Source organism: Paenibacillus sp. sgz302164, assembly GCF_056120505.1.
Map to the genome: position 1 here is coordinate 242,289 of NZ_JBVYOL010000004.1, position 12,827 is coordinate 255,115.

The window sequence follows — 12,827 nt, forward strand, 5'->3', positions numbered from 1 at the left end:
CAAGCTGGCGTAGCTCAATTGGCAGAGCAACTGACTTTTAATCAGTAGGTCAAAGGTTCAAATCCTTTCGCCGGCACCAATATGGGAGAGTAGCGAAGAGGCTAAACGCAGCTGACTGTAAATCAGCTTCCTTCGGGGTTCGGCGGTTCGAATCCGTCCTTTCCCACCATCGGGATGTAGTTCAGCTTGGTAGAACGCTAGTTTCGGGTACTAGAGGTCATCGGTTCAAGTCCGGTCATCCCGACCATATGACGTAGTGGTGAAGCGGCATAACACACCTGTCTTTCGAACAGGGATTCGCGGGTTCGAATCCCGTCTACGTCTCCAATTCGGTTCCATAAACGCACTGTTAATGTATGTAATGCAGGTTCGAGTCCTTTCGATTCCACCAATTATGTAGGGGTCCATGTTCCTCGGCCGGCGAGTCTGCCTCCAAAGCAGACTGTGGTGGGTTCGATGCCCACGCCCCCTGCCAATCTTCGGGGTATAGAATGGCGGTGTGAGAGTTAAACCAAAACTTTGCCGCCGCGGCAAGTATTTGCTTTAATAAACTCGCGGCAAACATTTGCTTTAATTGCTGGACCTGTATGCAAGTCGTGGGAACAGGGAGCAATTCAACAGGCATTATGCGAGGTACGAAGCCTTCTATCACCGGGAAATGGGTCTGCAACCGCCTCAGGAGATAAGAAGCCGTATGGCGTCCTATTTGGGATGAAGCGACTAATAGGCATAAAGACTTAAAGCAGAGAGCAATTCTCTCTGCTTTTTTTGTGTTTTTTGACAGAAATCGCGGTTTTGTGAGAATTTTGTGAGAACCGTTTGATAAAATGTGGATGAAGTTGAGCGGGAGTCGTCGATTCCATGGCTAAAGCAAGTTCGATTTGTATACGGAATTTCAGCATCTGCTCTTGCAGGACATACCTTTGTCACAGGTCCCGGAAATTGGAACATCAACGTTTCATTATGGGAGGGAGAGATAGGGAGGGGATGTCGGGAACACGTCCATATTCACACCGATTTCCGAAACCACGGTAATGGCGGAAAACAGGTTTTTCATGGACGGAACAGTCAAGATCAAGTTGATTTCATCTAGGTAGGACTCGGCAAGGGAAAGCTTCAGTTCAGGAAGTTTCTCCTTCATGGAGCTGTGAATGAGTGGTTCGATATCAAAAGAAGTATCGGACGATTGTCCAAGAGCTTGTCAATGATGTTCATGGAGGAGCTTTTGCTGAAGGTATCCGAAACCACATTTCCAAGCTGAATGTTAGCACTACAACGTAGTCTAAAAACGCTGGACATCAACAACAAAGTTGGTGGAAGCGATGCAGGCCACAATAAAGGTTTTGTAGACGTTGATTCCGCAACAGACAGGGTGCGTGCTCGAAGCGACACTTATTTATGCTTGGAAAGGCAATCTACACATATAACCATGCGGTCACTCCGTAAAAAGAGGCGGCCCACTCACCTCCACGTGATTTGTAGTGTACTGATATCCCTGTAACTCAAGAATACAGAAAAATCGCTCACGGCGAACGGATTTCATTCCGTTTTGTGCCTTGAGCGAAGCGAAAGGAATGGATATAACCATGAAAGCAAGAAAGCAGCATTTGAAACTAAAAAGACTTGTTTTTGCAGGGGCACTGATACTCAGTATGATTATTCAACTGCTGTCTGTGCCGCCGGCGGCGGTTCATGCAGCCGGCAGCGCCGCATTTACCAAAGCCTACATAACAAGCTATAATACCGGCGTGGTGGATGTGGTGGACTTGACCACCAACACGGTACAAAAGGCCAAAATAACAGTAGGGACCCAACCTAATAGTGCAGGGTTTAACCCCAACGGCACCCAAGTCTTTGTTACCAACAGGGGCAGCAACACCGTTTCGGTGATTGACCCGGCTACTGATACGGTGGTTAGAACAATACCAGTCGGTTCCGCGCCTTTTGGTGTAGCCTTTAACGCAGATGGCAGCAAGGCCTACGTGGCAAACAATGGTAGCAACACACTCTCTGTGATCGATACAAATACCCTTGCTGTTACCAAAACGATACAGGTATCCCTTGGTCCAGCTGCCATGGTAGTGGTTAATGGGAAGCTTTATGTCACTTGTAGTTCAAATAGTGTTTTTATTGTGGATGTCGCTAGTGATACCGTCATCGCACCTACAATTATGGTGGGTACTCACCCTTTTGGTCTATCGGCTAATCCTGCCGGCACCAAGATTTATGTGGCAAACCAAACCAGCAATACTGTGTCGGTCATCAATGTTGCTAACAATGCTGTGGAAGCAACAATTAATATAAGTAATCAACCCAGCGCAACGGAAGTCACCCCCGATGGCAGTAAGGTTTATGTGGCAAGTAGCAATAGCAATAATATTTCTGTCATTGATACCGCTACGAACACTGTGACAGCTACCATTATAGTTGGCAACTTGCCTTTTGTTGTGGGTATCTCAAAAGATGGAAGCCGTGCCTATTCGGTTAATTACCTCTCCAATAGCATGAGCGTGATTGATACCTCCAATAATACCGTGATTCAGACGATAGGTTTGAGTTCAGGTCCATTTATGGTGGGAACCTTCATGGTTCCTACGGCGGTGGCCTTGGCCGCCGCAACGCCAGCGCCAGTGCTGACAGCCGCGCCAGGGCCGGGAACGGCGCCGGGGACAACAGTGGTTGCAGCGACCGCAGGAGTAGGCAGCCGACTGGTGGTGAAAGTATCGTCCAGCAGCATCGCTATCCCCGATGCGGGAGACGCTGCGCCGACAGGAACGGGAGTGACAGATCCGTATACGCCCGGAGCAGATATTAGCGGAGCGGATGCGACAACGAACAAGTATGTGGGCGTGTATGAAGTGAACAGCAGCAACCAGATCGTAAGCTTCAAACTTATTACGCTGACGGCGGCAAATATCAACAATCCTGCTCCAGTGCTGGCAACCGTGCCAGGGCCGGGAACGGCGCCGGGGACAACAGAGGTTGCAGCAACCGCAGGAGCAGGCAACCGTCTGGTCGTGAAAGTATCGTCTAGCAGCATCGCTACCCCCAATGCGGGAGACGCAGTGCCAACAGGAACGGGAGTGATCGATCCGTATACGCAGGGAGCAGATATTAGCGGAGCGGATGCGACAACGAACAAGTATGTGGGCGTGTATGAAGTGAACAGCAGCAACCAGATCGTAAGCTTCAAACTTATTACGCTGACGGCGGCAAATATCAACAATCCTACTCCAGTGCTGACAGCCGCGCTAGGGCCGGGAACGGCGCCGGGGACAACAGAGGTTGCAGCAACCGCAGGAGCAGGCAACCGTCTGGTCGTGAAAGTATCGTCCAGCAGCATCGCTACCCCCAATGTGGGAGACGCAGCGCCGACAGGAACGGGAGTGACAGATCCGTATACGCCGGGAACAGATATTAGCGGAGCGGATCCGACAACGAACAAGTATGTTGGCGTGTATGAAGTGAACAGCAACAATCAGATCGTAAGCTTCAAGCCTATTACGCTGACAGCGGCTAATATCAACAATCCTACTCCAGTGCTGACAGCCGTGCCAGGGCAGGGAGCGGCGCCGGGAACGACGGTAGTTTCTGCGATTTATGGAAACGACAACCATCTGGCCGTAAAAGTATCGTCCAGCAGCATTGCTGCACCGAATGCGGGAGACGCAGTGCCGACAGGAGCAGGGGTCATCAATCCATACGTTCCGGGCTCTAACATTTCTGGCGTCGATGCGACAACGAACAAATACGTTGGCGTGTATGAAGTCAACGCAAACAACCAAATTGTAAACTTCAAGCAGATCATCCTGGGAGCAGGCGATGTAAATAGCAATAGCGCGCCAACGCCGGTAGTTACAGCTTCGGCCGCACCGGGTGGCGCATCTGGAACGACGGTAGTTTCCGCAGTTTACGGAAACGGCAATCACCTAGTCGTGAAAGTATCGCCCATCAGTATTGCTACTCCAAATGTAGGAGATGCTGCACCTAATGGTGCAGGAGTCACCAATCCGTACATTTCGGGTACAGACATTCCCGGTGTAGATGCGGCAAGCAACAAATTTGTTGACGTATATGAGGTCAATGCAAACAACCAGATCGTCGGCTTCAAACAGATTGTTCTTACAACAAGCACCGTCAATAATAAACAAGCAGCCGTACTGGCAGCAACAATAACACCGGGAACAACTTCAGGAACAACGGCAGTTGCAGCCGCGCCAGAGGCAGGCAACCATCTGGTGGTTATCGTATCGTCCGGCAGCATCGCCACTCCGAATGAAGGAGATGCTGTGCCGACAGGAGCGGGGGTCACCAATCCATACATTCCGGGCACAAACATTTCTGGCATCGATGCGGCAACCAATAAATATGTCGGGGTGTACGAAGTCAACGCCAATAATCAAGTTGTACGCTACAAACTCATTACGCTAACCTCTGCGGATATTAAACAAAATTCCTCAGGTGGAAGTGATAGTGGAAGTGGTAACGGTAGCGGAAACAATAACGGAAGCGGCACCACGACTACACAGCCTGCCACTCCCTCAGCGGGGAATACAAGCGTGGATATTTTTGTGAACGGCAAGGTTGAAAGTGCTGGAACTTCTGTGACAACGAACGAAGGAAATAAGTCGGTAACAACAATCACAGTGGATCCGCAAAAACTGAATCAAAGGCTGGAAAGTGAAGGGAATCATGCGATCGTTACAATACCGATGAACACGAAGGCTGATATTGTTATCGGAGAATTGAACGGGCAGATGGTGAAAGCTATGGAGAATAAGCAGGCGGTAGTCGAAGTAAAGACGGAGACTGCTACTTATACTCTACCTGCGCAGCAAATCAACATCGACTCCATATCCGCTCAGATCGGCAAGTCTGTAGCGTTGCAGGACATTAAGGTGCAAATCGAAATCGCGACTCCGACAGCGGATACGTTGAAAGTTGTTGAAAATGCAGCAGCCAAAGGAACGTTTACGCTTGTCGCACCGCCGCTGAACTTTACGGTGAGAGGCACCTACGGAGAAAAAACCATCGAAGTATCGAAGTTCAACACCATTGTGAAACGCACCCTTGCGATACCGGACGGCGTTGACCAGAACAAGATCACTACAGGCGTTGTCGTCGAGCCTGATGGAACCGTACGCCATGTGCCGACCAAAGTTGTTGCGATCGATGGCAAGTATTATGCGAACATCAATAGCTTGACCAACAGCACCTATGCCTTGATATGGCACCCGATGACGTTTGCGGATGTAGAAGGGCACTGGTCGAAAGACGCGGTGAACGATATGGCTTCGCGCCTTGTGGTAAACGGTATCGATGCAACGCATTACAATCCTGACATGGCGATCACTCGTGCCGAGTTCACAGCGATTATCGTTCGCGCGTTGGGACTGGCCGATAACGGGAAAATCTCTCCATTCGGCGATGTGATGGCTGGTGAATGGTACGTCGGCGCGGTGGCGAAAGCGCAGGAATACGGCATCATTGAAGGATATGAGGACGGAACGTTTGGTCCGAACAAAACAATCACCCGCGAAGAAGCAATGGCGATGATCGCGCGGGCGATGAAGTGGACGGGACTTAACGCAAGCGTCAGCGGCGCGGAAGCGGAATCAATGCTCTCCACGTTTGTGGATGGTGCGTCGGTAGATGCATGGGCGAAACAAGCAGTTGCAGCGACCGTGAAGAGCGGGTTAGTTCAAGGCAGAGATGCCGGAGTCAACCCGACGAGCGACATCACGAGAGCGGAAACGGCGGCTATCGTTCAGCGGATGCTGGAAAAGGCTAAATTGATCGACAACCGTAATTCCAAGTAATAGATAGCTCTGAGAAGCGGGGCCGTCCAAAAGCGGATATGAAGCTGAGGGACGGCCCTTGCTTTAGATGTTAGAAGATTACGGAATACACCGACATCGATTACTGAAGGAGGATGCTTCATGACAAAAGTGCTGGTCGTTGACGATGCGGTATTTATGAGGACAATAATCAAAGACATTATTCTCAGTATGGGGCATGAAATCGCAGGCGAGGCATCCGACGGCCACGAAGCCGTAAAGCTATATGCTTTGATGCGCCCGGACCTCGTGACTATGGACATCACAATGCCGGATATGGACGGCGTAGCTGCTGTCAGAGAAATACGGAAGATCGACCCGAAAGCCAAAATCATCATGTGCTCGGCCATGGGTCAGCAGGCGATGGTTCTCGACGCTATTACTGCCGGTGCCAAGGACTTCATCGTAAAGCCGATCCAAAAAGAAAGGGTTATCGAGGCGATCAACAAGGCGTTATAGGAGGCATGAGAACGTGATTAATGTAATGGCTGTCAGTGGTGATCCATTCGCCTTACGTCATGCTGAAACCGTGCTGCGTGCGTTAGAAATTGTGTGGATTTGCTCTCTTTTCACGAATCCCCGAGAGCTTCTGGAGCAGTTGCCCAGAGCATCCGTCGATCTTGTGCTAATTGATTTGGACATGAATAGATCCGGCATTCATGGTCTACAGTTGGCAAATGTCATCCAGTCTTCCAGACCTGACATTTCTATTGCTTTCGTGGCTTCAAACAGCGATTAAGTCTTCGAAGCGTTTGATATGGGGGTACTGGACTATATCGTGAAGCCGCTAACGGAGGAGCTGACCGCGAAACGAAAAAACCATTTCGGTTACGAGTTGCTTCTACTTAGATGAATATCTAACGGATTCGATGATCTCGTGGTTCCCGATTATTGTCAAACAGGGCCGAACCCGGATAAATGATTACATAATTATTATTATGTAACCAATCGGCAAATTTTTTGGGTCTAGGTATTTGCAAGTAGTCATACGTCCAAACAACCCACCCGCCCGGGACATATAATGCCATTGCAAGTGATTCATTAGCAGAAGGAGGTGTTTGGTATGGGCGCGTACGGAGCTGGCATGGGCAGCTGCGCAGGTTACGGTATGGGAACTAGCACTGCTGCTATTTTGGTTCTTTTCATCCTTCTGGTTATTATTTCGGTGACTTTTGCTTGGTAATACTGACAACAACCTAAATGAGACTCTTTCGGATAAAAAATATGGCTGCGTCCCGACAATCGATGCCAGGGCGGTTTGGCAGAAATGCAAGGGAACTTCGCGTTCCCTGTTACATAAGATCGCGACGATAACCGCTCGGAGCATCCCCGCCCGGCGCTATCGTCTTTTTTTTGCTTTCCGGGCACAAAATACAACGTGCCGGAGGGAACGATCACGGCTCTCGTAACATAATTTAAACATATAAATGAAGGAGGGAACGGCATGGCAGAGGAATGGGAAGTCGGCACGGCGGCCAAAGCCGGGACGAACAGGCTGCAATTATGCCCGCCGCAAGCCAAAATATTGGCAATCGGGGCCGGTTCTATTTTGCTCTCGCTGGTCGCGTCGCTGCTCGAATCCGGAATGACCCATGTGCATGTGCGGATGACGGACCCGGCGCCGGCCGACCGGCAGCGGTTAAGGAATATGGCGGAACGCGTCCGCCGGACGGATCCCGGGGCCGTCATCGAAGAGATCGTCCCTGAACAGGAAGGAACGGATAGTTGGCGGGAACTCGTTCGACCGTTTCATTGGATATTGTATGTATCTCAGGAAAACCGTGTGGAACAATTGCGCGCTCTTCACTCAGTTTGCCGGGAGGAAAAGAAGCTTTTTTTGCCGGCCGTATGCATCCGGCAGACAGGTTTGGCAGGCCCGCTCATACATCCGGACTCCGAAATTTGCTGGGAAACGGCGTGGCGCCGGATTCACCGATCGGTGTTTGACACACAGCCGTCCGCACAAGCTTGCTCTTCTGCCGCAGTTGCGATGCTTGCGAATGCGCTTGTATTTGCAATGCTGCAATCGTCCGATCAAGCTTCCGGGCACATTTATATACTGAATCTGGCAACATTGGAGGGGGAAGTACACTTGTTGTTCCCCCATCCGCTTGTGAGCGGCCGCCCGGCGGGCGTACAAGTCCAACATAGAGAGCAGCGGCTGCAGCAAAACTCGGTCATCCGGGGCGAGCCTTCCCCGTGGTTTTCTTATTTTAAGCGATTGACTTCGGCGGTAACCGGCATTTTTCATACGTGGGAGGAAGGGGACTTGAGGCAGCTTCCGCTTGCCCAATGCCGGGTGCGGGTGGCGGACCCGCTGTCGGTAGGGCCGGCCGAGCTGCTGCCGGACATTGCGTGTGCCGGCTTTACTCATGAGGAAGCGCGCAGGGAAGCCGGTTTGGCCGGAATGGAAGCTTACGCGTCGCGAATGTCCGATTGGATCGCGCTGCCGTCGCCTGCCGGGAACGGCAGCAGGAACGAGCAGGACCGGCGGCAGGAGTTTATCGGCTTCGGAGCCGGCATGACGTTTGCCGAAGGCGTTTGCCGCGCATTGCGAACGTGTTTGGCGCATGAACTGGGCAAGCGCTCTGCGCACCTAAGCCTGGCTATCCGGGAAGTCAGGCTGCATAAAATTGAAGACCGCCGCTGCCGCTTTTATTTAACGTCATTAACTATTTTGCAAGGAACGCCGACCGTCGGCTTGGGAGAGAATCTGTCCGGTTTTCCCGTCGTGTGGGTCGGGACAGACGGGGGCTGGCATGGATGCGCCGGCTTAACTACGACCTTGGCGCTGCGTGCCGCTCTGCTGCAGGCGCTGCAGCAAGCGCAAGTTGCTGCAGCAGGGGGTGCTGCACAGGCTGAAGCTGAGGAGAAGAACGTGCGGGAAGCGCTGGAGTCGTGCAAAGCGCCCACGGATCAAGCGAAGCCTCTTTTCGCGGAAGGCCTGGCGCCGCTCGTCCTTGACATTCCCTCGATGGAAGAGGCGGGGGAGGCGGATATTTTACGGTCAGCCATGCAAATTTTGGAACTGAACCGCAAGCGGCTTTTCATTTACGACATCGGACTTGAGCCCTTCGGGAATGATGAGCCGGTACAACTGTTCGCCACGCTGCTGCGAGAGGAGGAGCTATCCTGATGAAAGCTGTAGTAGCCATTGTCGGAGAAGGTTTATTGGCGGACTTCGTCTGCGGGGAACTCTCCGACCACTATACAATAGTTCGACAACCCGGTTTCACAACAGGGATCCCGCAGGCGGCGGAACTTGTTTTGGCTGCGGACGATAACGGGCATTCCTGCGATTATTTCGAGATTGAGGAACGGATGCGGCCGACCGGCATTCCGTGGCTTCGCGGCTTCCTTTTATCGGACGAAGGTGTGGTTGGGCCCTTGATTCGTCCGGGTGTGCCGGGATGTTCCCAATGCGCGGACAACCGGCGCTTCATTGCAGGACACGGCAGCGGGGAGACGCCGGATTGGCTCACAGCCGGACCCGAGGGGGCGGCCCCCAAGGCGGCTTCATTGCGTCCGGGAATTCGGCAGACGGCACATTTGCTGGCGGCGGAGACGCACCTGGCGCTGCAAGGCGGACGGCCGTATACCGAAGAACACGTCTACCTGATAAACCTGAAAACGCTGAAAAGCTCCGTTCATCATTTTTTGCCTGATCCGTTGTGCCCGGTATGCGGGTGTCTGCCCGACGATTCAAGAGAAGCGACCCGTATATCCTTGCAGCCCAGACCCAAGCTCAGTGCCGGCAGCTATCGCTCCCGTTCGCTCATCGGCTTGCGGGAAGTTTTGCTTCAAGATTACCGGGATGCCCGAACAGGGCTTTTTAACGCACACATGTACGACCTTGTTTCGCCGTTTGCCGCCGTTGGCATGAATATGCCGTCGTTCGCGACCGGTGACGTGGTGACAGCAGGGCGCAGCCATTCTTATGCGGAAAGCGAATTGACCGCGATTTTGGAAGGATTGGAACGGCGCTGCGGCATGGCCCCTCAAGGCAGACGCACCGTGGTTCGCGACAGCTACAACCGTCTGGCCGGGCAAGCGCTGAATCCGGTTCAAGCGGGGTTATATGCGAAGGAGCAGTACGAGCTGCCGGATTTTCCGTGCGAGCCGTTTGATCCCGACTGTGACGTCGATTGGGTGTGGGGTTATTCTTTGCTGCAGGAGCGGCCGATTCTCGTTCCGGAAAGCCTCGTTTATTACAGCTCCGGCGGCGGGGACGGTTTGGTTCAGGAGGGCTCCAACGGCTGTGCGTTGGGCGGGAGTCTGGAGGAAGCCGTTTTATACGGGATTTTGGAAGTGGCGGAGCGCGATGCGTTCCTGATGACCTGGTATGCGCAGCTGCCCGTCCCGCGGCTGGACCCATTTTCCGCCGATGACCGGGAATTGGAGTTAATGGTGGAGAGGCTGCGGCAGGTTGCCGGATACGATGTCCATTTGTTCAATATAACGATGGAGAATGGGATACCAAGCATTTGGGCGCTGGCCAAAAACGGCGGGGGTCCGGGAAAAATGAATCTGCTCTGCGCAGCGGGAGCCCATCTGGACCCCGTGAAGGCGGCGAAAAGCGCTATACACGAATTGGCCGGCATGATGTTCATACTGCAAGACAAGTTTCTGGCGGAGCAGGAGAATTTGGAGGCCATGCTTCGCGATCCGTTCAAGGTGCTGCAAATGGAAGATCATGTCATGCTCTACGGGCTGCCCCAAGCGGAGGAGCGGCTGCAGTTTTTGCTGGATGCCCGGCGTCCGCTGCGAACGTTCAGCCAAGAATTCCAACCTCAGGCAAGGCATATGGATTTGACCGACGATCTAAAGGAGCTCATTCAAACGTTTCGCCGCTTGAACCTCGATATGATCGTCGTGGATCAAACGATGCCGGAAATTTCGCGCAACGGTCTGCATTGTGTCAAAGTGCTCATACCCGGCATGCTGCCGATGACGTTCGGGCATCATCTGACCCGTTTAACGGGCCTGGAGCGGCTGTTTAACGTACCGGCGGAATTGGGCTATGCGGCGCAGCCGCTGACGGCCGAACAGCTCAACCAGCATCCGCATCCGTTTCCATGATTCAAATAAACACTCCGCGGTTGCGCAGGAAAGACTGGGAAGCGTGCCGCCAGAACAAGGCATAGCAGGACGAGGGGAATCCGCAGCTGCGTGAGCCGCGAGTTCGTGTGCTTAATACGGGAGCGGCGGGCTCACGGGTAAAGAGGGGCGTCTTTTTGAAAGGCGCCTTTTCGGCATTTTATTTTCGTTCCCCATTTTTGGGGCTTTTGGTTTATAATAAAGGAGGAATTTTACCGAATTTTGTCGAAAAGAGGGCATCCGATGTCTCCGCCGCGCAACAAAACCGTATTTCAATGCAGCAAAATCAGCCTCGCCACCCTTTTTACAGGCCTTGTTTCACTATCCGTGCTTTTGACCGTGACCATTCTTCTTTTCGCCTCTTACCAGTCGAACAAGCAAACGCTAATCGATACGACACTCACTTTAAATCGTACGAACGCCGAGAAAATGAGCCAGACCATCGATTCTTTGTTCAAATCTATGCGGAGCAGCTTGCATTATGCTTCAGGCATCTTTTCAAATATGAACGCCATGAGCGCGGAGCAGATAAATGCCGATCTCGAATTAGTCCGTCACAGCAGCAATTATTTTAATTCCATCGCGATTGTCGATGAAACGGGAATCGTGCGAAATGTGTCCCCGGCATCGATCGGCACAGCCGGAAAAGCGATTACGACGGAAGCTTCCAAGACGGCTTTGGCATCGAAAAAGCCCTACGTCTCCCAGCCCTACGTTTCGCCGACAGGCCGCCTCATTGTGTTCATGAGCGAGCCTATATTCGATAAGGAAGGCGTATACCGGGGATATATCGGAGGCACTCTTTATCTTCAGGAGAACAACATCTTCAACTCGATCTTCGGGAGCAATCTTGCCGATGAAATAGGCTCCTACTTTTACATCGTCGGGTCCAACGGCCATTTGCTGTACCACCGCGATACAAACCGGATCGGCGAAGATATCAGCGCCAACCAGATTGTCAAAAAGCTGATCCAGGGCCAAACCGGACAAGAACAGTCGGTCAACCTGAAGGGGGAATCCTTGCTGGCGGGATATGTCAAAGTTCCGGAAAACGGCTGGGGCGTAGTCGTCGTATCGCCGATCAGCGTCATCTACGAACAGCTGAACAGTCATATCCGTTCAATTCTGCTGCATATGCTGCCTTCGTTTGCGGCATTGCTGCTCGTAGTCATATGGCTTGCGCACAAATTGGCGCGGCCTTTCGTCACCCTTGCCGACCTGGTCAGCAAAATCGGCAGAGAAAAAGTCGAGCTCCCTGCAGGGAAGCAGCACTGGAACCGGGAGGCCGACTTATTGACGCAAGCGATCGGCTACGCCTTGACGGATATTCGAAAACAGACGGATCAACTGACGCATGATGCGATGACCGATCCGTTGACCGGTTTAACTAACCGGAGAACGCTTGAGACCATTATGCATAAATGGATTGCGGAGCCGATCCCTTTTTCCGTCATTATTATGGACATCGACAGATTCAAATCGATCAACGACACGTACGGTCATCAGGCCGGTGACGAAGTGCTCAAGCATTTCGCGAATATCATCGTTTCATCCGTCCGTCCGGGCGATGTGTGCTGCCGTTACGGAGGCGAAGAATTCATTGCGCTTATCGCTCGCGCGTCCGCCGAGGAAGCTTATTTGGCAGCCGAGCGAATCCGTACCGCCCTGGAAAATAGCGACAACCTCGTCGGGCAGCCGATCACCGTGTCGCAGGGCATCGCGCATTTTTCCCAACACGCCGATTCAGCCGAAGAACTGATCCATATGGCCGACCTGGCCTTGTATAAAGCCAAAGAGTTGGGAAGAAACCGGACCATGATCGCGGAAATGAGCGTAAAATCGCCTGCTGGAGCTGACGGATCATGAGCGATCCATTTGGGAAGCATTATCGGT

Annotated in this window: 7 protein-coding genes and 4 tRNA genes; all 11 read left to right on the top strand. The window is 52.5% G+C overall.

Annotated elements, in window-relative coordinates:
• The first annotated feature begins 3 nt into the window (after positions 1–3).
• Positions 4–79 (top strand) — tRNA-Lys (locus tag AC0LWT_RS09160).
• Positions 80–83: 4 nt separating this feature from the next.
• Positions 84–169: transfer RNA gene (locus AC0LWT_RS09165), tRNA-Tyr, on the top strand.
• A 1-nt stretch (position 170) separates the two neighbouring features.
• Positions 171–247: transfer RNA gene (locus AC0LWT_RS09170), tRNA-Pro, on the top strand.
• Between the two features lie 3 nt (positions 248–250).
• Positions 251–327, top strand: a tRNA-Glu gene (locus AC0LWT_RS09175).
• A gap of 1,247 nt (positions 328–1,574) precedes the next feature.
• Entirely contained in the window at positions 1,575–5,819 is a 4,245-nt protein-coding gene (locus AC0LWT_RS09180; protein ID WP_474680926.1) for an S-layer homology domain-containing protein, read from the top strand.
• A gap of 120 nt (positions 5,820–5,939) precedes the next feature.
• Entirely contained in the window at positions 5,940–6,296 is a 357-nt protein-coding gene (locus AC0LWT_RS09185) for a response regulator (RefSeq protein ID WP_474680927.1), read from the top strand.
• Positions 6,297–6,309: 13 nt separating this feature from the next.
• Positions 6,310–6,576, top strand: a complete 267-nt coding sequence (locus AC0LWT_RS09190; protein ID WP_474680928.1) for a response regulator — start codon at positions 6,310–6,312, stop codon at positions 6,574–6,576.
• A gap of 324 nt (positions 6,577–6,900) precedes the next feature.
• Positions 6,901–7,020, top strand: coding sequence for a YjcZ family sporulation protein (locus tag AC0LWT_RS09195; protein WP_474680929.1), 120 nt, complete (start codon positions 6,901–6,903; stop codon positions 7,018–7,020).
• A gap of 261 nt (positions 7,021–7,281) precedes the next feature.
• Positions 7,282–8,973, top strand: coding sequence for a bacteriocin maturation protein (locus tag AC0LWT_RS09200; protein WP_474680930.1), 1,692 nt, complete (start codon positions 7,282–7,284; stop codon positions 8,971–8,973).
• On the top strand, positions 8,973–10,916 hold the full coding sequence (locus AC0LWT_RS09205) for a TOMM precursor leader peptide-binding protein (protein ID WP_474680931.1): 1,944 nt from the start codon (positions 8,973–8,975) through the stop codon (positions 10,914–10,916). Before AC0LWT_RS09200 ends, AC0LWT_RS09205 begins: the two co-directional genes overlap by 1 nt.
• Positions 10,917–11,177: 261 nt before the next feature.
• Positions 11,178–12,800 (top strand): sensor domain-containing diguanylate cyclase, encoded by a 1,623-nt coding sequence (locus AC0LWT_RS09210; protein WP_474681043.1) that lies wholly within the window; start codon positions 11,178–11,180, stop codon positions 12,798–12,800.
• Positions 12,801–12,827 lie beyond the last annotated feature (27 nt).

Excerpts from the sequence above, each read along its gene's own strand:
- AC0LWT_RS09180 (WP_474680926.1), top strand. The coding sequence starts at position 1,575 with ATGGATATAACCATGAAAGCAAGAAAGCAGCATTTGAAACTAAAAAGA.
- AC0LWT_RS09185 (WP_474680927.1), top strand. The coding sequence starts at position 5,940 with ATGACAAAAGTGCTGGTCGTTGACGATGCGGTATTTATGAGGACAATA.
- AC0LWT_RS09195 (WP_474680929.1), top strand. The coding sequence starts at position 6,901 with ATGGGCGCGTACGGAGCTGGCATGGGCAGCTGCGCAGGTTACGGTATG.
- AC0LWT_RS09200 (WP_474680930.1), top strand. The coding sequence starts at position 7,282 with ATGGCAGAGGAATGGGAAGTCGGCACGGCGGCCAAAGCCGGGACGAAC.
- AC0LWT_RS09205 (WP_474680931.1), top strand. The coding sequence starts at position 8,973 with ATGAAAGCTGTAGTAGCCATTGTCGGAGAAGGTTTATTGGCGGACTTC.
- AC0LWT_RS09210 (WP_474681043.1), top strand. The coding sequence starts at position 11,178 with ATGTCTCCGCCGCGCAACAAAACCGTATTTCAATGCAGCAAAATCAGC.